At 65.9% G+C, this 22,360-nt stretch carries 18 protein-coding genes; 6 read left to right on the top strand and 12 right to left on the bottom strand.

The features are described from left to right. Positions 1–3: 3 nt before the first annotated feature. The 5 genes from ABZ664_RS32990 (at position 4) to ABZ664_RS32970 (ending at position 4,706) form a co-directional block, all read left to right on the top strand. Positions 4–1,041: a molybdopterin cofactor-binding domain-containing protein gene (locus ABZ664_RS32990; protein ID WP_362518748.1), complete on the top strand. Its 1,038-nt coding sequence runs from the start codon at positions 4–6 to the stop codon at positions 1,039–1,041. Positions 1,042–1,081: 40 nt separating this feature from the next. Then, complete coding sequence (locus ABZ664_RS32985) at positions 1,082–1,384, top strand: EthD family reductase (RefSeq protein WP_362518745.1); 303 nt, start codon at positions 1,082–1,084, stop codon at positions 1,382–1,384. A gap of 20 nt (positions 1,385–1,404) precedes the next feature. Further along, positions 1,405–2,445 (top strand): MoxR family ATPase, encoded by a 1,041-nt coding sequence (locus ABZ664_RS32980; RefSeq protein WP_362518740.1) that lies wholly within the window; start codon positions 1,405–1,407, stop codon positions 2,443–2,445. After that, positions 2,438–3,730: a VWA domain-containing protein gene (locus tag ABZ664_RS32975; RefSeq protein WP_362518735.1), complete on the top strand. Its 1,293-nt coding sequence runs from the start codon at positions 2,438–2,440 to the stop codon at positions 3,728–3,730. Before ABZ664_RS32980 ends, ABZ664_RS32975 begins: the two co-directional genes overlap by 8 nt. A 61-nt stretch (positions 3,731–3,791) precedes the next feature. Next, positions 3,792–4,706: an amidohydrolase family protein gene (locus ABZ664_RS32970; RefSeq protein ID WP_362518732.1), complete on the top strand. Its 915-nt coding sequence runs from the start codon at positions 3,792–3,794 to the stop codon at positions 4,704–4,706. A 125-nt stretch (positions 4,707–4,831) separates the two neighbouring features. Here the strand turns inward: ABZ664_RS32970 and ABZ664_RS32965 are convergent, their stop codons facing one another. The 11 genes from ABZ664_RS32965 to ABZ664_RS32915 form a co-directional block, all read right to left on the bottom strand. Then, the gene (locus ABZ664_RS32965) at positions 4,832–5,440 is read right to left on the bottom strand and encodes a cadmium resistance transporter (RefSeq protein ID WP_362518728.1); all 609 of its coding nucleotides are present in this window, start codon (positions 5,438–5,440) and stop codon (positions 4,832–4,834) included. Between the two features lie 228 nt (positions 5,441–5,668). Continuing rightward, positions 5,669–6,880: a hypothetical protein gene (locus ABZ664_RS32960; RefSeq protein ID WP_362518725.1), complete on the bottom strand. Its 1,212-nt coding sequence runs from the start codon at positions 6,878–6,880 to the stop codon at positions 5,669–5,671. 1,097 nt (positions 6,881–7,977) lie between these two features. Then, positions 7,978–8,301, bottom strand: coding sequence for a helix-turn-helix transcriptional regulator (locus ABZ664_RS32955; protein ID WP_362518722.1), 324 nt, complete (start codon positions 8,299–8,301; stop codon positions 7,978–7,980). Then, complete coding sequence (locus ABZ664_RS32950; RefSeq protein ID WP_362518719.1) at positions 8,298–9,578, bottom strand: tyrosine-type recombinase/integrase; 1,281 nt, start codon at positions 9,576–9,578, stop codon at positions 8,298–8,300. The genes ABZ664_RS32955 and ABZ664_RS32950 overlap by 4 nt, the downstream gene beginning before the upstream one ends. Further along, positions 9,550–11,016: an SAVED domain-containing protein gene (locus ABZ664_RS32945; protein WP_362518716.1), complete on the bottom strand. Its 1,467-nt coding sequence runs from the start codon at positions 11,014–11,016 to the stop codon at positions 9,550–9,552. Before ABZ664_RS32945 ends, ABZ664_RS32950 begins: the two co-directional genes overlap by 29 nt. Beyond that, a complete protein-coding gene (locus ABZ664_RS32940) occupies positions 11,013–11,948 on the bottom strand; it encodes an AAA family ATPase (RefSeq protein WP_362518713.1) in 936 nt (311 codons plus the stop codon). The genes ABZ664_RS32945 and ABZ664_RS32940 overlap by 4 nt, the downstream gene beginning before the upstream one ends. After that, positions 11,945–12,445, bottom strand: coding sequence for a hypothetical protein (locus ABZ664_RS32935; protein WP_362518710.1), 501 nt, complete (start codon positions 12,443–12,445; stop codon positions 11,945–11,947). The genes ABZ664_RS32940 and ABZ664_RS32935 overlap by 4 nt, the downstream gene beginning before the upstream one ends. Further along, positions 12,442–13,410, bottom strand: a complete 969-nt coding sequence (locus tag ABZ664_RS32930) for a CBASS oligonucleotide cyclase (RefSeq protein WP_362518707.1) — start codon at positions 13,408–13,410, stop codon at positions 12,442–12,444. Before ABZ664_RS32930 ends, ABZ664_RS32935 begins: the two co-directional genes overlap by 4 nt. Before the next feature lie 184 nt (positions 13,411–13,594). Continuing rightward, positions 13,595–16,417, bottom strand: a complete 2,823-nt coding sequence (locus tag ABZ664_RS32925; protein WP_362518704.1) for a vitamin B12-dependent ribonucleotide reductase — start codon at positions 16,415–16,417, stop codon at positions 13,595–13,597. An 84-nt stretch (positions 16,418–16,501) separates the two neighbouring features. Beyond that, positions 16,502–16,963 carry a transcriptional regulator NrdR gene (gene nrdR, locus ABZ664_RS32920; RefSeq protein ID WP_350945916.1) on the bottom strand — a complete coding sequence of 154 codons (462 nt, stop codon included), beginning with the start codon at positions 16,961–16,963 and terminating at the stop codon, positions 16,502–16,504. A 484-nt stretch (positions 16,964–17,447) separates the two neighbouring features. Continuing rightward, positions 17,448–17,723, bottom strand: coding sequence for a LysM peptidoglycan-binding domain-containing protein (locus tag ABZ664_RS32915; RefSeq protein WP_362518699.1), 276 nt, complete (start codon positions 17,721–17,723; stop codon positions 17,448–17,450). 839 nt (positions 17,724–18,562) lie between these two features. Here ABZ664_RS32915 and lexA point away from each other — a divergent pair. Then, the gene (gene lexA / locus ABZ664_RS32910; RefSeq protein WP_350945914.1) at positions 18,563–19,273 is read left to right on the top strand and encodes a transcriptional repressor LexA; all 711 of its coding nucleotides are present in this window, start codon (positions 18,563–18,565) and stop codon (positions 19,271–19,273) included. Positions 19,274–19,761: 488 nt separating this feature from the next. On the opposite strand, the gene leuS is transcribed toward lexA, so the two are convergent. Then, positions 19,762–22,230, bottom strand: a complete 2,469-nt coding sequence (leuS, locus tag ABZ664_RS32905) for a leucine--tRNA ligase (RefSeq protein ID WP_362518892.1) — start codon at positions 22,228–22,230, stop codon at positions 19,762–19,764. Positions 22,231–22,360: the final 130 nt, after the last annotated feature.

Below are 22,360 nucleotides of genomic sequence, written 5' to 3'. Positions count from 1 at the left end.
GCCATGGCCAGGCTGCGCGGGCGCGGATACGCGTCGGTGAACTACCCGACCGGCATGAACCTCGGCGGCGACCCCTCACAGGCGCTGATCCACTCCACGACCACGGGCACCTTCGTGATCACGCTCTCCTCGGTGGACCTCGGCCAGGGCATCAAGACGATCGCCGCGCAGTGCGCGGCCGAGACGCTCGGCCTGCCGATCGAGAACGTCCTGGTCAACACCGCCGACACCGACACGGGCCCGCACTGCATGGGCACCTTCGCCAGCCGGGGCACCCACCGCGTCGGCAACGCCGTCATCATGGCGGCGGCCGAGGCGCGCGGCGTGATGCTGGAGGTCGCCGCCGAGGAGCTGGAGGTCGACGCCGGGGACCTGGAGACCGACGGCAGCGGCGTCATCAAGCTCAAGGGCTCCGACGAGCCGAGCATCCACATCACCGACCTGGCCATGGCCGCGCACTTCAAGCACGGCCGTACGATCTCCGGACGCGGCATCTTCCTCAAGGAGCCGAGCGTGCCGGTGCCCGAGACGGGAGAGATGGACCCCGACTCGTGCCAGGCGCACGCGTGCACGGTCGCCGTCGTCGAGGTGGACGACGAGACCGGGGTGGTCGAGGTGCTGGAGTTGTACAACGCCTACGAGATCGGCCGCGCGCTCAACCCCGCCATGGCGACCCAGCAGGTCGAGGGCGGTGCCTGGATGGGCGTGTCGCACGCCCTGTTCGAGACCACCGAGCCCTACTACCCGCGGCGCGACCACGGGCCCCGCGACTTCGCCGACTATCTCATGCCGGGCCCGGCCGACATCCCCGTACAGCACAGCCTGTTCCTGGAACGTCCCGCGGGCAACGGCCCCTACGGCGCCAAGGGCATCGGCGAGATGACCGCCAACGCGCCGATCCCCGCCATCGCCAACGCCATCTACGACGCCTGCGGTGTACGTATCACGGCGATGCCCTTCACCCCCGAACGCGTCCTGCGCGGGCTGGACGCCCTCGCGCGAGACGCCCCGCACGAGGTGTCCTCGCGCGAGGACACCTGAACACCCGGCACACCCACCCGATCCGAAGGAACCGATAACCATGCTGAAAGTCGTCTCGCTGCTCAAGCGCGCGGAGAACATGTCCCACGAGGAGTTCGCGAAGTGGGTCGTGGAGGACCACGTCGAGTTCGCCAAGAAGCTTCCCGGGCTGCGCAAGTACACGGTGAGCGTCAGCAACGGCGATGACGCGCCGTTCGACTCGGTGAACGAGCTCTACTTCGACGACGAGGACGCCCGCGCCGCCGCGTTCGGCTCCGAGCACGGCAAGGCCGCCGCGGCCGACGCCGCCGCGCACACCACCCAGCGGGTCCACCTGCTCACGACCGAGCACGCCCAGCTGTGACACCCGGCGGGGCGTCCCCGGTGTCCGGCGGGTTCCCCTCCGCGCCCGGCGGGTCCTTCCCGGCGGCCGACGGGGCCTTCCCCGCCGACGGGTCCTCCTCGGCGGCCGGGTCCTCCCCGGCGGCCGGCGGAGGGCCGGCGCTCGGCGGAGAGTCGGCGGCCGGCGGAGAGTCGGCGGCCGGCGGAGAGTCGGCGGTGGCCTGCCCGCCGGACGAGCACGCGCTCGCCGCCGCGCTCGAACGGGAAGGGTACTTCGCCGACGAGGGCCTTCGCACAGCCGTCCACCTGGCGCTGCGGCTGGACCGGCCGCTGCTGCTCGAGGGGGAACCGGGAGTCGGGAAGACCGAGGTCGCCGCGGTGCTCTCGCGCGTCGTCGGCCGGGAGCTCATCCGGCTCCAGTGCTTCGAGGGGCTGGACGCCGGACAGGCACTGTACGAATGGGACTATCCCAAGCAACTCCTGCATGTCCGGGTGGCGGAAAGTCGCGGCCAGGAGGTCGGCGACCTCTACCGCGAGGAGTTCCTGCTGCGACGGCCACTGCTGCGCGCCCTGGAGTCCGATCGCGGCGCGGTCCTGCTCATCGACGAGATCGACCGCGCCGACAGCGAGTTCGAGGCGTTCCTGCTGGAGTTCCTGGGCGACTTCCAGATCACCGTCCCCGAGTTGGGAACCATCGGGGCTCGCACGCCCCCGATCGTGGTGCTCACCTCCAACCGGACCCGCGAGCTGCACGACGCCCTTAAACGGCGATGCCTCTACCACTGGATCGCCTTCCCCGAGGTCGACCGCGAGCGGGCGATCCTGCGTGCGGCCGTACCCGGCCTGGAGGAGACGGCGGCCGAAGGGCTGGTACGCGCCGTCCAGCGGGTACGCGAGCTGCCGCTGCTCAAACGGCCCGGTATCGCCGAGTCCGTGGAGTGGGCCAGGGGGGCGGTGACCCTCGCCGAGGGCGGCAGCCCGTGGCCCGTGGCGCTGCGCCGTGCCCTCGGCCTGCTCATCAAGGACGAGGAGGACACCCGGCTGCTCGCCGGGCACGCGGAGGAGCTGTTCGGCGATGTCTGAGCCCGCCGCCGTCGCGGGAGGCCCGTCCCTCGGCTCCGAACCCGTGGTTCTCCCTGAAGAGCCGTCCCCCACAGCCGCTGTCCCCGCGAGGGAGCCGCACGACGATTTCGAGCCCGCCGCCCTCGCCGCGCGTCATCTGTGGGGGTTCCTGTCCGCGCTGCGCGCCGCCGGCGTGACCACCGCGCTGCCGAAACAGGCCGACCTGCTGCGGACGGTCGGCGCGTCACCACCGCGTGACCTGACCGCTTTGTACTGGTACGCCCGGATCACCCTGCTGCACGACATCGGCGAGCTCGCCGCCTTCGACCGGGTCTTCACCGCATGGTTCCGGCAGGGCAGCCCTCCGGACGCCGTACCGCCACCCCCGGCGGGGGAGAGCGAGGCCCCCTCCCCCCAGGGGCCGGGCGAGGACGACCCCGCCCCGCGAGAGGTGCTGCCCGGCGACGGCGTCGAGGCCAGCACGCTCAGCACGTACGGCAGGCGGGACTTCGACGCGGCCGACGACCGGTGGCGCCCGGTCATCCGCGCGCTGGAGGCCGCCTGGCCCGCCGCATTGCCCCCGACCCCGTCCAGGCGGCGGCGCCCGGCGCGTTCCGGCGACCGGCTGGACATGCGGCACACCTGGCGTCGGGCGCGCCGCCACGACGGGGAGATCATCGAGCTGCGCCTGCGCGCCCGGCCCCCGCGCCCGCGCCGCCTGCTCATCCTGGTCGACGTCTCGGGCTCGCTGCGGCGGCACACCCCCGACCTGCTCCGCCTGGCGCACACGGCACTGCGCGCGGCGCCGGCCCGCACCGAGGTCTTCACCTTCGGCACCCGGCTCACCCGGATCACCTCCGTGCTGTCGCACCCCCACCCCGGCCGGGCGCTGCGCGCGGTGTCCGAGCTGGTCACGGACGCCGACGGCGGTACCGCGATCGGGGCGGCGCTGCATGAGTTCCTGGGCGTCCCCCGGTTCGTGGCGCTCGCGAGGGGCGCGCTCGTGATCGTGCTCTCCGACGGGCTCGAACGCGGCGACCACGTCCCCATGGTCCGCGCGACCGCCCGCCTGTCCCGCCTGGGCCACCGGCTCGTCTGGTGGTCACCGCTGGCGTGCTCCCCCGACTACAGCCCGGTTACGCGCGCCATGGCCGCCCAGCTCCCCCACCTGGACCACCTCGGCGGCGTGCGCGACCTGCCCACCGCCCTCGCGGAGGTCCGCCGCCTCCCCGCGGTCCTGTCCGGCCCTCGGGGCGCGGCGGCCAGGCGGTGGCCCATCCCACGCCCCACGGGGACCCGCCCATGACATCCCTCACGGTCCCGCGTCCCCGCCCAGGGGCCGGAGGGCTCCACGCCGGAGGTATTCGATGAACGACACCACCGCCCGTCCGGCTCCCGCCGGGATCGTCGACGCGCACCACCACATCTGGCGCGCCACCGACCTGCCCTGGCTCCAGGGAGAGATGATCCCGCGCATCTTCGGCCCCTACGAACCGATCCGCCGCGACTACCCGGTGTCGGAGTACGTCGAGGAGGCCACCGCCTGCGGCATCACCTCCTCGGTCTACGTCCAGGCCAACTGGTCTCTCGACCGCTGCCTGGACGAGGTGCGCTGGCTGCGCGACACCCACGCGGAGACCGGCTGGCCGATGGCCGTGATCGGCTCGGCGGACCTCTTCGACGAGGGCGCGGCCGACGTGATGCGCCGCCAGGCCGCGCTCACCCCGCTCATGAGGGGAACCCGCCTGCAACTGCACTGGCACGAGCGGCCCGAGTTCCGTTTCGCCTCGGCCCCCGACCGCATGAAGGATCCCGTCTTCCGGCGCAACATCGCCTCGCTCGCCGACCTCGGCTGGCTGTTCGAGCTCCAGGTGTTCACCGACCAGATGGCCGACGCCGCGAGTTTCGTGGACGACTTCCCCGACGTCACGTTCGTGCTGGTCCACGCGGGGATGCTCGAAGAGTCCGGGGCGTCCCGGGTGGCGGAGTGGAAACGCGGCCTGAGGCTGCTGGCCGAGCGGCCCAACGTCGTGGTGAAGCTCACCGGCCAGGGCACGTTCGTGCACCGCGTGGACCGCTCGCTGATCGAGATGGTCGCGGACACCTGCCTGGAGGCCTTCGGTTCCCACCGCTGCATGTGGGGCAGCAACTTCCCGATCGAGAAGATCTGGACCGACCTTCCCACCCTGGTCTCCACCTGGCAGGAGGTTCTCGCCCGCCGGTCCCCCCAGACCGTCCAGAACGTGTTCGCCGCCACCGCCCGCCGGGTCTATCGCCTGTGAGAGGCCGCCGGGAGTGAAGGCCGATGTCGTCACCCGGCCGTCGGCGGTGAGGACCCGGCTCAGACGTACGCGCCACCGGCCGCCCCTGGTCCGTGTTGTCGGAGTACGCCGCGCGTGACGAAGCTCTACAGCCCGAAGGCGCCGCCCTCGATCAGGATGAGCAGGCCGACGCCGACCAGCACGATCGGCAGCAGAATGTGTCCCCACCGGCTCAGTGCCCTGGCGACGATCGGCCGAGTGGCGAAGAACCGCCCGGCAACGCACCACACGGCCACCAAGGCCAGAAAGACGGTGACGTAGACGGCCATCGATCCGATGCCGGCGGTGGCGAAGACGGGGACGTACACGCCGATGTTGTCGCCGCCGTTCGCGAAGGTGACCGCGGCCACCTCCAGGACCTTGGGCCCACCGGCATGCTCCTCCGCCGTCTGCCCGGCTCCGTTGCGCCCGTCGCGGTGGGCCTTCCACGCCTGCCGGCCCGCCTTGATGCCCAAGGCCAGCGGGAGCAGGCCCAGGTAGGGCAGGACCGGCTCGGGGAGGAAGGTGGCGCCGAAAGCCGCGGCCACCGCCACAGCCAAGATGCCCAGGAAGCCGAGATACTGACCGGCCACCACCCGCGCGGCGGCTCCGCGATGTCCGGTGCCCTGGGCGAAGAACAACGCCAAGATCAAAATATCGTCGATGTTGGTTACAGCGAACAATCCCACCGCCTGCCCGATGATGCCCGCATTCACGATGAGACGTTCCCCTCAACCCCAAGATGTCCCCGGCGACCCTACCGGCCGCGAAAACGACGGGCGATCACGGTGTTCTCGCTGCACAGCCCCAGAGCGTCCAGGAGCCGAGAAGGGGGCCGGAGTCAACTCCGGCCCCCTTTTCTGGCGAGCGTTATGCGGGTTCGGCTTTCGTACCCAACGCTGCTTCTCTGCTCTGAATCAGCTCGGAATACTGGGGCAGTGCACTTATTCGGGGGGTGCACAGTTCAGTCCAACTCTCTCTGCCTCAATGTCGTCGTTCCGTGCCGCAAGGTAGTCAATCCAGTCACGTTTCGCGTACTTCGACCACCGAGCGGCTGTCTCTATGTGGATGCCGAGGAGGTCGGCAACGATCGAGGCTGGAAGGTCAGAGACGAGGGCGATGAGTGCTGTGTTGCGAACAGCTCGGCTATTGCGGACACCCTCCTTGCGCAGGCGTTGCCGAAATGCGGACACACTTAGAGGACGGCCAGGAAATTTTCCATGGAAGAGCCATCCCGCGTCGATATGCGCACGACCGAGCACCGACGGGTTGCTGGCACAGTCTCGAAGCTCGTTGATCAAAATCGCAAGCTTAGGCGGCAAAGGAAGGCGACCATTGCCGACCTTCAGGTATGTTTCGGCCCCCTGCTGTTCAATGTGTTCACTTCGCAGCGTGATGATTCGACTCGGAGGAAGTCCATAGAGGAATAGCAACGCTCCCGCGACTCTCGTTGGCAGCAACATATGGTCATCGTCTAGGCAGCGACGAAATTCTTGCCATCGGTAATCATCGTCTATGAAATTAGCTGGCTCATCTCGCGGAGGAGCAGTAACAATTATCCGATCAACGAGACCGTGCCCATTCGCCCATTTCAGAAAGCCATCAATCAGATAGCTTTTCCTGCCAGGATGAGAGGAGAGCCATTCTTCGATGTCGTGCTGTTGAAGATCCTCGAGTTGCTTTTCACGCTTCCGGAGCCAGGTGAGCAGCTCTAGAGCGACACGAATTACCGTACGGGCTCGGCGGCTAGCGTCGTAGGTGAAGTCGTGATGGCGTGTCCGTTGCCGGGCTCGGCGAAGCACGTACCAGTGCGCATAGGTAAGGACGAGCTGCGCATCGTCGGCGGGGTACCCAGCCAGGATGTCATCAATCCAAGGGCCGATTCGGTCAAGATACTCAATGCGCTCAGGAAGAATTCCGACGTGCACAAATGCCTGCCGAACATGGTGGAGATATTTGGTTTGGGGAAGAGCATCAAAAGTCGCGTGCGTGATCTCGCTATTGGCGGCAACCAGGCTGGCCAGCAAGCGTGCGCCAGCGCTGCGTTGCAACCACCCAAGGACAGATCGTGGCCTGTCGACGACCTCGAAAGTCTCAGCTAGCTTATGCAGGGCTGGTGAAACTTCCCCGTCTGGCCCGGTGAGCAGATCACGCACTCGTTCGATCATGACGCAGCGATCACATCGGCCGCGTTCGTAAAGATCAGCAGTAACTCCACAAGTACCGCAAGAATAATTGACCGTGAATCCCACACAAGGACCGCAAATACGAATCCCTTCAGCGCTCAACGCGACGAGCGGTTCACTCTGTCCACAGCTTGGGCAAATAAGCGGCGTACCTCGAATCTTGGGATAGCACCGCTCACAAACTGCACCCATAGGCCAAATGACTGAAATGGCCCTAATCTGCCCGCATCCAGCGCAGGCTCGTTTGGGTCGAGGTCGACAGGAGCGACACCGAGGTTGCCCTTGGCCGCCGCCACGGCACGGTCTGTCGCGGCCACAAACCGAGCATGCCTGAATAGGGCCGCTGTTGCAGCTGTGGCATAGGTCGGGATGTTCCGCCATCGCCGCCCTTGAGATGACTTTGACCTGCCCACACTTTCCGCAGGGACGTCGAGGCTGAACATTACGGATATAACACTTCCTGCATATGAAACCATTCTCCGTTCGCAAAGGAGTATTGCGCTCCTCGCCGCAAATTGCGCAAGGCCCCACCCTTTGCCCGGGCCGACAAGTCTGACACAGCGGAGAGCCATCCGGCCGACGAGTTGCAATTGGTGCTAAGCGCCCGCAGCTAGAGCACTCCTCCCGACGTTCGCGGCGATAACACATCGCGCACAGAACGCCGTCGGGCAGGCGAACTTGAATCGGTCGAATGCGCCCGCAACGACAGCATGCCTCGCTCGTTCGATTCCGATAGCACCGACGGCAGAGACGACCGCCTGGCACCTTATGGGGACAGAGGATGGCGCGGCCGCAGTCAAGGCATTCCGGCTCGCGCACGTCATGCCCAAGTCCCAGCAACAGCCGTGCCAGCCGCGTCACTGCCAGAGGCGCGTCCGAGTGCGGCTCTCGCAAGCCATCGGGGTGCTGCATCAAGTAGTTCCGCACCTGGCTGAGGGATTGATTGGTGCCAGCGGTGCGCATCAGCAGATCATGAGCAGGATTCTGGTCGAGTGTAGGAACAGCTTGAGTGAGAAGTTCTGCCGTTTTGGTCAACAGCGACTGAGAAAGTGCCGGCTGCGGGCGAGTCATGATTCCCCCGGGCGACGAATTCTGGTTCGGCGCGCCTTCGGTGGTGCTAGAAAATCGTCTCCAGCCGTTTTGCGGATCTGGGCGTTGACGACCTCAACATCGATCAAGTCGTTGGGTGTGCAGTCCAGAATGTCGCAGAGCGCGGCAAGGGCATCCATCGACAGCCGCTGAGGCGGCTGGGTGACCAGCCGGAAAACCTGTTCGCGGGAGAGGTGGACGCCGCGTTCAGCCAGCGGCGCCACCAGGTCAGTGGTCTGGAACATGTCGCGGGTGGCCATAAATTTACGGAGGTTCCAGCGGATACCCATCTTCTTGATCATTCGTCCCCCCAAAGGCCCGGATGGCGGCCTCGTAGTGCACGTTGCACTAGCCGGTTGCGGTACTCGTCCGACACACCGGTGTAGATCGCCGTGGTGCTTGCATAGTTGTGGCCAACCTGCAAGGACACGAACTTCTCCGGGTAGTCGAACTCGATGAGGTGGGTCACATAGCTGTGTCTCAGCGAGTGCAGATCGAGCTCAGGTGGCAACTCTGCGGCATCACGGGCCTGAGTGAACGCGGTGTTGAGCCCGCGTGGCGACATCCGGCCAGCACGCTCGGTAACGAATAGCGCTGGCACCTTGCCTGGCGAGAATAATGGTCTAGCCTCGGTGACCCAATGGTCGAGCACGTCGACAATCCAATCCATCTCCGGGACAGTCAGCGTAGTGCGACGCTTAGGTGGGCTACCCTTGGATGCTTTGCCATAGCGAACGAGCAGAGCACCGTACTGCCGGAACTGTGGCATCTTTGGTGATCGTCTTAGATCGGACAGATCTAGCATCCGGGCTTCGTTGCGACGCAATCCGAAGGCGTAAACAGTCTTGAGCAAGGCAGCGTCTCTGAGCGCGGTCATAGCTCCCTTGCGTCCCTGAGATCTGGCCTCCTCAACCCGCCCATCGACGACGTCGAACAGTGCCTGGACCTCGTCATAAGTGAGTGGCCGACGCGCTGGATGACCCTCGTAGTCGACGACATGCGCTACCCGATTGTCCTCGGTGAAGATCTGCTGAGGGAAATGTCCGAACCGCCGACTGCACTCCTCCGGCCAGCCATAACGCCGATCTGTGAGGTACTCCATGAACAAAGCCAGCGTTGTCTCATATCCCCGACCAGTCGACATAGCGATCGGTTTGCTCCGATTCGATGACTGCAGGTGGGCAATGAACGCCTCCGCGTCCGCTGGCTGCCATTCCCACGGGTAGGAGTTGGTGAAATCCACCAGCCGCCGCACCAGCGACACCCGCGGTTGAATCGTGCTTTTCTCCCTTAGAAACCGGGTTTTCTGCTGGCGGACCCAGCCGCCCAGCATCGCTTCAAGCACCGCACTTTTCGGATCGAGATGAACGACACCGTCAACGAGTTCTAGATGGGCAGCACCAGGCAGGTCAGCCGCTTGAGCCACACATACCTCCATTGCATCAGATGCAACATTGTTGAGGTGTGCGTGTCCTACCGCAACCGTTTCCCTGAAATCAGAGAGCGTCAGTTCATCAATCCCACCAGGCAGGGCAAGTAGCAGGATTTCGTCAATTATCCACTCGTAAGGCCCGGACATACTGCCCCGGTTGGCCCATATCCCAATATGTCCAGGTAGGAGGCATTCTGTCCCAAGCGTGACCGAGTAGGAGTGCACAGGCGCCAGGCATCGCCATGAAAATGTGCAGTTCAGGTGGGCGGAGCTTTTTTCGGAGTTCCCGCAGCTCCTCTCGGAGCTGAAAAATTACCGCTCGAGCGTGAGGGAGGCCAGCAAGTGCTTCGCGTCCAGGAGCAGGCAGTCTGACCTTGAGATGGTAGGCGTCTAGGTGCGACTCCGCGAGAAAATCTTCTACATCCTCTGCAATATCAACGGCGAAGCTGACACTCACAGCCCAAGGGCGTCCCCGGGGGTTACTTTGCTCATCATCGGGAAGATGGATTTGAAGATCTTTTTGCTGGCTGGGTATAGCACTGGAGGACCAAAGGCCATCACGAGCCTGGGCGCTGACAGTGAACCCTGCCGTGCTGGAAAAATGAGCGCCAACAGCAAACCAAAGCGGTAACCGCATCGGCCCCTCAACTTCAAAATTGAAGATGCCAGCGGCCCGGAGGCGCTGCCGAGCGACAGCCAGATCGGCAGAAATCCGTGCGCCAGCGATCACCGGGTCAGTGAACACCCTGCGGTGACGCGGGTCCTCGCCTTCGAACAGGCCGGTCCAGTCGACGGAATAAGTGGCGGTATCCGATCGAGGGTTATGTTCAAGCGCCTGAGCCACAAATAGCGGGTGCACCGCCGGGGTGCGCAATTGTAGCGCGTCTATGGTTGCGGAGAGTTGAGCTGAGGTGAACGTCTTTCGAGGCGCTTTGACCCAGTCTCGCACCTGCTGGATACCAACCGCTACCGCAGTCCAGTCGGCGCGGACTCGAGCCCCCTCGGCAGCGTCCTGAACCTTCTCCCGCCACTCTGTCTCGGACAAGGCATGGCGGATTTCGAAGCACTCAAGAAATTCAAGAAGCCCGGCCTCGTCAACTCCGAGGTGATCCGCCCAACGACTGCGTGCTGCAGCAAGTACACCCGTTCCATGCCGTAGGGTCTCGACGATGCGCGCGTCGGTCGTGGCGCGCAGTGCGAGCACCTTGTCAGAAGGATCAATTGCCCGTGTCGTGGCCAGGACCACCTTTGGTGGTTGCTCGTGCCTAGGGCGCAACTTCAACCAGCTCGCATAAAGCCGCTGCAAGAGACTTGGCTTATCCTTCGGGCGATCGAACAATAGTTCTTCAGTGAGCGGATTAGCAGCGTCAACAGATGCCTTAACCTGCCAATACTCATCGGGACCTGTAGCGCGACGCAAGGTCAAATCATCGACGTTGCCAACATCGGATGCCTCGACGGCAAGCTCGATGATCGTGGAGTCGGCGCGCTGTGCGCGCAATACGTGATACCAGACGATGAGGTGCTGAACATCGTCGCCGAGCAGCCGGGCCCCACTGGCCGCTCGAGTGGCCTGGAGCGTCACCTCGCCGTAACCCCGAACGGCCGGGTAGGTGGCGTTCGAAGGAGGACCTCATGAGCAATCACCGAATCGACAGCGACTCCTTGACGGTAAGCGGCAAGGACGATTTCTGGTACAAGACGCTGGCGCAGGTCGGAGTAGGTATAGCCGTAAAGCCGATCAGTGGCCTCACCGGTAGCAGAGGCCAAGGCATGGATATCGGCGGGGGACAACTTGGTTCCAGCCAGTAGCCGAGTCAGCAACGCGACTCGTTGCAGGAGAGTGGGCCGTTCGAACACCTCAATCGCCGCAGCTCGCCGTTGCACTGCCGGGTCAAGCGCGTCGAGGCGATTCGTGCACAAGATCGTGAGCACGGGGAGCCGATCGGTCCGCATCCCGTCGATGCCACGCAACAGGGCGTTCACACCTGCCCGGTCCTCGTGATGCATCTGGGCGAGTTCACGAGACTGAGCTAGAGCATCAGCTTCGTCGATGAGCAGGACGCCGAGGCTGGAGGCAATTCCGTCACCTCGCCGCGCTCGGGTGAAATCAGCGCTGATGCGCTCGAAGGCCCGAGTTAGCAGCGTGGTCATCTCTCCGACAGCACCACGCCCTCGGGCGGTCAGGCTCAGCGGATACAAGGTCACATCAGTGTCAGCTCGGGTAGCGATCACCTGACCAACCACTTCGGCAACCTCGGTTTTTCCAACCCCGACGTCGCCAGCAAACACGAATAGCGGGGTTCGGTCCTCGAGAGCGCTGACGGCTGGGATGACCTTGCCGTGCACGGCCTTACTCCATGCATGGATCGTCGTGGGATCCAGTAGTGCAACAGCATCCGCCGCAAGACGGTCGATCAAGTCGTCTAGCCCAACAAGCGCGGCCAGTCTGGCCTGCGCCAGCGAGTTTGGAAATTCCTCTGTGCGGGCGAACAACCCTTCGGTGCCCTCGATCATGACCAACTCCGGAAGACGGCTCGCTGCAACCCGACGCCTCCTGAAGCATAGGATCGATCGCTCTCCCAGTAGCCGTGAGTGTCACTGGGCAGTGAGCCTATGCCCCTGATGAAAGGAAGCTTGCTCTTGACGCCCTCTTTCACGGAGTCACCGAGCGAGTGCCACTGCGCTGAATAGGTCAGGAAGTTAAACCAACTTGCCTGCGTGACATCGACCCCAGGTGGGACACCACCAGCACCGCCAGTGAGTGCTCCATCCGAACCGACGGTGTAACGCAGCGACCAAACGACCCTGTTGTCCTTTTTGAAGCCGAATTGGTACTTGTCGACGTATCCGTCCACGAGGAGCTCTTCGAGTTCGAGTCGGTAGTCGTCAAGACTGTCACTGCTCGGGCTGCCGTAGATTAGCCAGCTCTGCCGTAGATCGGTGGTGACCCGACCAGCGAGGCGGCGTGCGTGGGCGCGGGTGAAAGTCTCGGCGTAGGTGTAGCTGCTCACGCTGCCGCCTTGAAGCTAGTGCCCAGGACGTCCTGCCACAACTCGACCGCCTGTCCCTTCGTCGGCTCGTAGTAAGCCGTCGAGATCGCATCAAATGCTTTCTGAGCCGCAGCGACGAGCCGGTCACGTTCTATAAGCCCGTAATGTTCGGCCACATTATTGTCGAAGTTAACAGGGTCGAGAATTTGAATTGGTGCGTTCCCACGCTCGGGCAGGTCGGATGACGGATGAAAGTCCGTGAAGGCGATCTGGTCATTAAGGCCACCGTTGACGATGAAGGCAAAGAACTGCTCCAGCGCCACTGGATAGTCGTTAAGAATCAATCCACTGTTGGCCTGGTGGATCCACAGCAGTTCGAGAATGAAGCTCTTGCACTTGAACTCGCCATCACGCTTCTTCTGCAGCCGGGCCCACCACTTCGTGAAGCGGATGAGCTGCGCAAGATGCTTCGGGTGGGCTTTCTTGTGGCTGCGAATGAAGTCCAGGTGCTGACGGACGCTGGTCTTGAGACGCTCACCGGTGCACTTGTTGACGAGGTAGCCGACATCATGGGGCTCACCTTCGTAGAGCACCGGCACGACGTCGACTTCAAGTTTGCTGGTTGCGAAGGTGACGGTAACGCAGTTGGTCTTAGCAACGATCTGGTCGTCCGACAAGGTCGAATATGCCTCCGCGACCCGGTCACGTACCCAGTTCACGAGAGCAGGCGTTTCGTCCGGCGCCTGCTCCGCCTTCACGTAGACCGCGAGGTCCCGGTCGTTGACAGTCCGAAGAGCCGTACCTTTAGCAACGGAGCCAGCGTGAAGCGACTTAACGAAGCCATATCCCGGCGATATGGCAATCTTCGTTTCAATTCGATCCTTGAGTCTGTTGACTTGGGCCCGCTGGTCATCAACCTCGGCCTTCGTCAAGTTGACCTTGTCACCAGCGAAGGCGACCAGATCGGCGTGGTCAATCTGGGGCATGAGCACCCCTCCTATGACGTTGCATCTAATGCAACATTGTTGCTAAGGGCTCTCCTGGTCGAGTCCATCGAGGCCAGGGGGGATGGGGGTGGCAGGCCACTGGCCTCGCCACCCCTCACGACCTGCTGTTATCCGACTGTGCAGATACGACCGAATGTTGCATCTGCCGCAACTTTGCCCATTATCAGCTGCAGCCGCTGGTGGAGCCGCAACCCTCGCAGACGTAGCAGCTGCCGGCGGGACGCATCTTGGTTCCGCAGGTCATGCAGAGAGGCGCGTCGGCGGTGCGGCCCTGGTGGGACTCCAGGGAGCCGGTGCGGCTCGAGGTCTTTGCGGGTGCCGCCTCGGGGCGGGACTGCGGCTCCTCGATGGGAGCCGAGGTGGCGAGCTCGGCGATGACCTCGTCGGTGTGGATCGGGGCCGGGTCCTCACCGCGCTGCTGGGCGGCACGCTCGGAGGCGGAGAAGATCCCGAGGGCGGCGCGGTCGTCGTAGGGCAGGTGGTCCAGGGCCAGACGGCGGAAGATGTAGTCCATCACCGAGGCGGCGATGCGGACGTCCGGGTCGTCGGTCATACCGGCCGGGTCGAAGCGCATGTTGACGAACTTGCCGACGTACGTCTCCAGCGGCACCCCGTACTGCAGGCCGATGGAGATCGCCACCGAGAACGCGTCCATGACGCCCGCGAGGGTCGACCCCTGCTTGGACATCTTCAGGAAGACCTCACCGAGGCCGTCGTCGGGGTAGGACGAGGCGGTCATGTAGCCCTTGGCACCTCCCACGGTGAAGCGGGTGGTGGTGCTGGGGCGCTGGTTCGGCATCCGGCGGCGGGTCGGGCGGCTGATCTCCACGACCTGGATCGCCGGCTCGGCGGGCTTCTCCTTCTCCTCGGTCTTCTTGCCCGAGGCCGAGAGGGGCTGGCCGACCTTGCAGTTGTCGCGGTAGACCGCCAGGGCCTTCAGGCCGAGCTTCCAGCCCTCCATGTAGACCTGCTCGATGTCCTCGATCGTCGCGGACTCGGGAAGGTTGACCGTCTTGGAGATGGCTCCGGACAGGAACGGCTGGGCCGCGGCCATCATGCGCACGTGGCCCATGGGGGCGATCGCGCGCTCACCCATCGCGCAGTCGAACACCTCGTAGTGCTCGCGCCGCAGGCCGGGGGCGTCGACGACATGGCCGTGCTCGGCGATGAACTCGACGATCGCCTCGACCTGCTCCTCCTGGTAGCCGAGCCGCCGCAGCGCGCGGGGAATCGTCTGGTTGACGATCTGCATGGAGCCGCCGCCGACGAGCTTCTTGAACTTGACCAGGGCCAGGTCGGGCTCGATGCCGGTGGTGTCGCAGTCCATCATCAGGCCGATGGTCCCGGTCGGGGCGAGGAGCGAGGCCTGGGCGTTGCGGTAACCGTTCTTCTCACCGAGCCTGAGGCACTCGCTCCACTGGCTGGAGGCCTCGCGGTGGATGGCACCGTCGATCTCGTCGAACGTGCGCAGGGCCTCGTTCGCGTCGTTGTGCTTGCGCATGACCCGCTTGTGCGCGTCGGCGTTGCGGGCGTAGCCGTCGTAGGGGCCCACGACCGCGGCGAGTTCGGCGCTGCGGCGGTAGGAGACGCCGGTCATCAGCGAGGTGATGGCCCCGGCGACCGCCCGGCCGCCGTCGGAGTCGTAGGCGTGGCCGGTGGCCATGAGCAGCGCGCCGAGGTTGGCGTAGCCGATGCCCAGCTGGCGGTAGGCGCGGGTGGTCTGGTCGATCTTCTCGGTCGGGAAGTCGGCGAAGGTGATGGAGACGTCCATCGCGGTGATGATCAGCTCGGTGATCATCACGAAGTTCGCGATGTCGAAGGTGTCGTCGTCCTTCAGGAACTTCAGCAGGTTGATGCTCGCCAGGTTGCACGAGGAGTTGTCCAGGTGCAGGTATTCCGAGCAGGGGTTGCTGGCGGTGATGCGACCCGTCTCCGGACTGGTGTGCCAGTCGTTGATCGTGTCGTCGTACTGGACCCCGGGGTCGGCGCACTCCCAGGCGGCCTTGCCCATCTTGCGGAACAGCTCTCTGGCGTCGATCTTCTCGATGACCTCGCCGGTGAGGCGGGCGCGCAGGCCGAACTCCTCACCGTTCTCCACCGCGCGCATGAACTCGTCGGAGACGCGCACGGAGTTGTTGGCGTTCTGGTACTGGACGGAGACGATGTCCTTGCCGCCCAGGTCCATGTCGAACCCGGCGTCACGGAGGGCGCGGATCTTGTCCTCCTCGCGCGCCTTGGTCTCGACGAACTCCTCGATGTCGGGGTGGTCGACGTCGAGGACGACCATCTTGGCGGCGCGGCGGGTGGCGCCCCCGGACTTGATGGTGCCCGCTGAGGCGTCCGCGCCGCGCATGAAGGAGACCGGGCCGCTGGCGGTGCCCCCGCTGGAGAGCAACTCCTTGGAGGAACGGATCCTGGAGAGGTTGACGCCGGAGCCGGAACCCCCCTTGAAGATCACCCCCTCTTCCTTGTACCAGTCGAGGATCGACTCCATCTGGTCGTCGACGGCCAGGATGAAGCACGCGCTGACCTGCTGCGGCGACGCGGTGCCGACGTTGAACCAGACGGGCGAGTTGAAGCTGAAGACCTGGTTGACCAGGGCGTGCTTGAGCTCGTGGTCGAAGATCTCGGCGTCCTCGTCGGTGGCGAAGTAACCGTGCTCGACCGCCGTACGCGTGTAGACGCCCACCACCCGGTCGATCAGCTGCTTGAGGCTCCACTCCCGCTGCGGGGTGCCGACCGCCCCGCGGAAGTACTTGGTGGTCACGATGTTGGCGGCGTTGACCGACCACGACCGGGGGAACTCGACACCGCGCTGCTCGAAGTTGATCGAGCCGTCGCGCCAGTTGGTCATGACGACGTCGCGGCGCTCCCAGACCAGCTCGTCATAGGGATGCACACCTGGCGTGGTGAAGATGCGCTTCATCTTCAGGCCCTTACGCGGCCTCTTGCCTCCACGTGTCACCGCACCGGCGGTCTCCGTCATGACTTCCCCCTTCTGGGGCTCCGTGGAACCCTCGAATCGGACCACACCAACGCGCCGCATCACCCCCGACGCCCGGGGTCTGTATCAGTCCTGCTTGGTGGAGCGCTCCGCCCGGAGCCGCTCGATCTCCGCCTCGAAGTCGGCCAGTGTCTCGAAACCGCGATAGACGGAGGCGAACCGCAGGTACGCCACCTCGTCCAGTTCGCGGAGCGGGCCCAGGATGGCCAGCCCGACCTCGTGGGCCGCGATCTCGGCGCATCCGGTGGCCCGGATGCTCTCCTCGACCCGCTGGCCCAGCTGCGCCAGGGAATCCTCGCTGACGGACCGCCCCTGGCACGCCCGCCGGACCCCGGCGATCACCTTGTCCCTGAAAAACGGCTCCGTCACACCGCTGCGCTTGCTCACCATGAGCAGAACGGTCTCCTGCGTGGTGAACCTGCGCCCGCATTCCGAGCACGTGCGCCTGCGGCGGATCGCCCCGCCGTCCTCGGTGGCCCGGCTGTCGATGACTCGCGTGTCTAGATGGCGACAGAACGGACAATGCACGCGTGTCGCCTCCTTGACCTACCGAAGCGGCCGGCCCACCTCACCTACCCACGACACGCACGGCCAGACGCCCGCGCACACATCTTGAATAGTCGAGATGCGGTAATGGAAACACAAGCTGTGGTGAAGTGTTGCGATGCAGCCACTAGATGTTGTGGTCCAACCGTAGAAGTGCTCGACCATGAACGCAAGTTGAAACGACCTTGCGGCACGAAGTCGCTGATCAGCCCTCACGTCCCGGCGTGTCGCCACCCGCGCGAGACCCCTCTCACCCCGGGCGCCTCTTCCCTCACAGTCGTCCCAGGCGACCCGTCAGACGAGACCCTCGCACCCCCTCTACACCCCTCGCCCCATCCGCGCCGCCGACCGACCCCACCCCGCTGAAACGAGGCCCACCCCTCTCGCCGACCGTCCCGACAGAGCTCGACCGGGCGCCGTAGCGGTCGCACGAGCCCCGGCCCGATCGCCGGAGCTCGGACCGGCCTCATCTCACGGAGACGAGGCCCTCGGGGAGATAGAGCCGGGCCCCCGGCCGGACCTCCGAGCCGGACAGCCCGTTGAGGTCCATGATGCGACGCACCGTCGAGCCGGTGTCCGCCTCCTTCGTCAGCGCGTCCGCGATCTCCCACAGCGTGTCGTCCGCGTGCACCGTGATCCGCGGCAGCCCCTCAAGGCCCGCCCGCTCGTCCGCCGCGACCATGTCGATGCGCCCGCCGACCCGGAGCACCGCCAGGCTGAACAGTGCGAGCAACACCACCACGACGATCCTTCCACGGCGGGTGAGCCGAAGGGGCCGCCGGGTCGCCCCCTTCCGGCCGGCATCCGGCCGGCGTGCGCCCACCGAGGATGCCGTCGCCGGTCGCGGCGCCCTCCTCGGCCCGGCCCCGCGTCCGGCTCCCCGCTCCGGATCACGCCCGGACCACCGTCCTCGCTCACGGCCGGGGCTCCACCCCCGCTCACGCCCGAGCGACCGCCTCGCCTCGCGGCCAGGACTCCGCCCAGGCTCACGCCCGGAGGCCCCGCCGGGCTTTCGCTCAGGCTCACGCGAGGCACGCCCCCGCTTTCGCCCGGATTCCCGCCTCGCCTCACGGCCGGACCCTCGCGCCGCCTCACGGCCGGATCCCCGCCCGGGCTCACGCTCGAAGGCCCGCTCGGGCTCCCTGCCGGACCTTCGCCCCGGCCCGCGGCCGAGGCGCGCCCCCGGCACCGAGTCCCAGGCGGCCTCCCACCCCTGCTTCGCCTCGGACCTCCGCCCGGACTCCGGCGCGGAACCGGGCTCCGGCCTCGGGGGTGGCACGAGCCGCAGGTGCGGCGCCCCCGGTGATCGCTGCGCCGCCCGGGACCTCGGCGCGATCCTGGATCGTGGTGTCGTCGCGGTCGGTTTCACGGTGGCCCCCCATCCCCTCGACCTGGCCGAACACATGTCGAAGAAAGATCGGTGAATCGAACACGATGTCGATCGAACTCCCGTACGATGTTGTACACCACGGCGTCGCCGATTTCGAGGACATTCGAACAATTGTTTGAGTATGATCTTCGGCCGAGGTATGGTCGCTGTGTGCGACGTGTTAAATACAGACCGGGAGGCGAGGAGTTCGTATGAGCCAGCACAACGAGAACGGTTCGGCCGCCAGCGATCTGGCGGTGCGAAGGCGTGACTCCCTTGGCCTCACCCCCAGGCAGCGGAAGATCCTTGAGGTGATCCGTGATTCCGTGCAGCAGCGCGGCTATCCGCCGTCCATGCGGGAGATCGGCGAAGCGGTGCAGCTCACCAGCACCTCCAGCGTGTCGCACCAGTTGACGGCTTTGCAGCGCAAGGGCTACCTGCGGCGTGATCCGCACCGCCCCCGCGCCTTGGAGGTACGCCTTCCCGGCGAGCCCGTGCTGTGGGTTGATCCCGACTCCGGTGAGGACGAGACTCCGGTCAGCCGTCCGACCGCCGCCTATGTGCCCCTCGTCGGTCAGATCGCCGCCGGTGGCCCCATCCTCGCCGAGGAGAGCATCGAAGACGTCTTCGCCCTGCCCAGGCAGCTTGTCGGTGAGGGCACGCTCTTCCTCCTCCAGGTGACCGGCGACTCGATGATCGAGGCCGCCATCGCCAACGGTGACTGGGTGGTCGTGCGCCAGCAGCCGGTCGCCGACAACGGCGACGTGGTCGCCGCGATGATCGACGGCGAAGCCACGGTCAAGACCTTCAAGCGCAGAGACGGCCACGTCTGGCTGGTCCCGCACAACCCCAACTACGACCCGATCCCCGGCGACGAGGCCACCGTGCTCGGCAAGGTCGTCGCGGTCCTCCGCAAGCTCTGACGCGAGCGTCCCACGCAGGCTCCTCAGCGCTCTCCACAGGCTCCGGCCCGTGGAGGCATCGCCGCTCGAGAACGTCGCACGGCACGCGGGTCCGGACCGAGCCACACCGTGGCCACGCGAGCTCAGCATCACGCGCCTCCAGCTTTCTGTGCGACACGCCATAGAACGACATGCCGGATGGGGCTCGACATCATATGTCGAGCCCCATCCGGCGTTCTCAGGTGATGGGACATCCCCGGGAAGATCTCTCGTCGGCGGGCACGGGAACCCACCCGGCGAGGCCGAGATGGAGGCCCGCCGCTTGAAGCGGTGCGGATTCTCCCCTGAAGTGGTCACGGGGACACACCGGCCGAGCTGACGCGCGCCCCCCGGGATGCCCTCGCAAGGGCACCCCGAGTTCGTAGCGACCCCGTGAGCACGCGGGACGGCCGCGGCCATGACAGTCACTCAGCCGTCCGTCGTCAGCGGCCCGAGAGCACGCGGGACGACTACGGCACGATGTTGACCAGCTTGGGTGCGCGGACGATCACCTTGCGCGGCGTGCCGGAGAGGAAGGGCTGAACCTTCTCCGACCGCAGGGCCAGCGACTCCAGGTCCGCCTCGGAGATCTCCGGGGAGACCTCCAGCCGGTCGCGCACCTTGCCCGCGACCTGGACGACGCAGGTGACCGACTCCTGGACCAGCAGCGCCGGGTCGGCCACCGGCCAGCCCGCGGTGGCGACCGAGGCGGCGTGTCCCAGCCGCTCCCAGCCCTCCTCCGCCGCGTACGGCGCGACCAGGGACAGCATGACCGCTAGGGTCTCGGCGGCCTCCCTGACCGCCGGGTCGGCGGCACCGGGGCCGGAGTCGATGGCCTTGCGTGCTGCGCTCGTCAGCTCCATCATGCGGGCCACCGCGACGTTGAAGCGGTGGGACTCGACCAGCTTGGTGACCTCGTCGATGGTGTGGTGGACGACCTTGCGCAGGTTCAGGTCTCCCGCGGTGACGTCGACGCCGGGCGCGGAGGCCGCGCCGGCTTCGGCCATGACGCGGAACGCGCGGGCGAGGAACTTCTGCGAGGCCGCCGGGGAGACGTCGGACCAGTCGATGTCGTCCTCGGGAGGTCCGGCGAAGACGACGGTCAGCCTGACCGCGTCGACACCGTGGGCGTCGATCTGCTGGCCCAGGTCGACGCCGTTGCCCAGCGACTTGGACATCGCCTTGCCCTGGTTGATGACCTGCCCCTGGTTCAGCAGGCGGGTGAAGGGCTCGACGAAGTCGATCATTCCCATGTCGTGCAGGACCTTGGTGAAGAACCTGGCGTACAGCAGGTGCAGCACGGCGTGCTCGACGCCGCCGATGTACTGGTCGATCGGACCCCACCTGCGCACGCGCTCGACGTCGAACGGCCCCTCGTCGTAGGCCGGGTCGACGTAGCGCAGGAAGTACCACGAGGAGTCGACGAAGGTGTCCATCGTGTCGGTGTCGCGCTTCGCCGGGCCGCCGCACTTGGGGCAGGAGACGTTGACCCAGTCTTCGGCCGAGGCGAGCGGAGAGATGCCCTTGGGCGCCAGGGCCTCGCCACGCATGTCGGGCAGCGTGACGGGCAGCTGGTCGTCGGGGACGGGGACCTCGCCGCAGTCGGCGCAGTGGATGATCGGGATCGGGCAGCCCCAGAAGCGCTGGCGGGACAGCAACCAGTCACGCAGCCGGAAGTTGACCGTGAAGTGACCGGTGCCCCGCTCGCTCAGCACCTCGATGATCTTCCGGATCGCCTCGGCCTTGGCCAGGCCGTCCAGCGGGCCGGAGTTGACCATCGCGCCGTCACCGGTGGTGGCGACACCGGTCTCGCCGGGATCGGCCAGGCCGGTGTGCACGACCACCCGTACCGGCAGGTCGAAGGTACGGGCGAAGTCCAGGTCGCGCTGGTCGTGGGCGGGCACGGCCATGATGGCGCCGTGGCCGTAGTCGGACAGCACGTAGTCGGCCGCCCAGACCGGCATGCGCTCACCGTTGACCGGGTTGATCGCGTGCCGGCCCAGGAAGACGCCGGTCTTCTCCTTCTCGGTGGACAGCCGGTCGATGTCGGACAGCTTGGACACCTCGCCCCGGTATGCCTCGAATGCCTCGCGCCGGTCGTCGGTGACGATCTCCTCGGCCAGCGGCGCGTCCGGGGCGACCACGAAGAAGGTGGCGCCGTACAGGGTGTCGGGACGGGTGGTGTAGACGGTGACCGGCTCGTCCCGGCCCTCGATCACGAAGTCGACGTCGGCACCCTCGGAGCGGCCGATCCAGTTGCGCTGCATCGTCAGCACACGCTCGGACCAGCCGCCTTCCAGCAGGGACATGTCGTCCAGCAGCCGGTCGGCGTAATCAGTGATCTTGAAATACCACTGGGTCAGCTCGCGACGGACGATCTCGGCGCCACAGCGTTCGCACCTGCCGTCCTTGACCTGCTCGTTGGCGAGCACGGTCTGGTCGTTCGGGCACCAGTTGACCAGGCCGCCCTTGCGGTAGGCCAGACCACGCTCGAAGAAGCGGTTGAAGAGCCACTGGGTCCATTTGTAGTACGAGGTGTCGCTGGTGTGCAGACGGCGGGACCAGTCGAAGGAGATCGCGTAGCGCCTGTAGGAGTTGGCCTGGGTCTCGATGTTGGCGTAGGTCCACTCCGCCGGGTGCGCGTTGTGCTTGATCGCGGCGTTCTCGGCGGGCAGGCCGAAGGAGTCCCAGCCGACGGGGTGCAGCACGTTGTAGCCGCGCTGGACCCAGTAGCGGGAGATGACGTCACCCAGGGCGAACACCTCGGCGTGCCCCATGTGCAGGTCGCCCGAGGGATAGGAGAACATGTCGAGCATGTAGCGCCGCTCGCGCGGGTCGGCGGGGTCGTCGGAGGCCCGGAAGGGATCCAGTTCCTCCCACCTGCGCTGCCACTTGACCTGCAGGGCCTGCGGGTCATAGTGCTGCTCGTCGCTCTGCATGTCGGCTCGCTCGCTCACGTCGATCTTCCTCGGGGTATGCCTGCGTGGATGGTCTGACCCGTCCGGCCCAATGCAAAAACCCCCCGCTCACGCGGAGGGCAGCCGCATCGGCAGGGCGCTCAGGGACGGG

Origin of the sequence: Streptosporangium sp. NPDC006930 (genome assembly GCF_040635605.1) — a bacterium.
Taxonomy (GTDB): domain Bacteria; phylum Actinomycetota; class Actinomycetes; order Streptosporangiales; family Streptosporangiaceae; genus Streptosporangium.
This window is presented reverse-complemented; position numbering and strand designations above follow the sequence as displayed.

Coding starts and splice junctions, on each gene's coding strand:
- ABZ664_RS32990 (WP_362518748.1), top strand. CDS start 4: ATGGCCAGGCTGCGCGGGCGCGGATACGCGTCGGTGAACTACCCGACC.
- ABZ664_RS32985 (WP_362518745.1), top strand. CDS start 1,082: ATGCTGAAAGTCGTCTCGCTGCTCAAGCGCGCGGAGAACATGTCCCAC.
- ABZ664_RS32975 (WP_362518735.1), top strand. CDS start 2,438: ATGTCTGAGCCCGCCGCCGTCGCGGGAGGCCCGTCCCTCGGCTCCGAA.
- ABZ664_RS32970 (WP_362518732.1), top strand. CDS start 3,792: ATGAACGACACCACCGCCCGTCCGGCTCCCGCCGGGATCGTCGACGCG.
- ABZ664_RS32955 (WP_362518722.1), bottom strand. CDS start 8,301: ATGATCAAGAAGATGGGTATCCGCTGGAACCTCCGTAAATTTATGGCC.
- ABZ664_RS32950 (WP_362518719.1), bottom strand. CDS start 9,578: ATGTCCGGGCCTTACGAGTGGATAATTGACGAAATCCTGCTACTTGCC.
- ABZ664_RS32940 (WP_362518713.1), bottom strand. CDS start 11,948: ATGATCGAGGGCACCGAAGGGTTGTTCGCCCGCACAGAGGAATTTCCA.
- ABZ664_RS32930 (WP_362518707.1), bottom strand. CDS start 13,410: ATGCCCCAGATTGACCACGCCGATCTGGTCGCCTTCGCTGGTGACAAG.
- ABZ664_RS32925 (WP_362518704.1), bottom strand. CDS start 16,417: ATGACGGAGACCGCCGGTGCGGTGACACGTGGAGGCAAGAGGCCGCGT.
- lexA (WP_350945914.1), top strand. CDS start 18,563: ATGAGCCAGCACAACGAGAACGGTTCGGCCGCCAGCGATCTGGCGGTG.
- leuS (WP_362518892.1), bottom strand. CDS start 22,230: ATGCAGAGCGACGAGCAGCACTATGACCCGCAGGCCCTGCAGGTCAAG.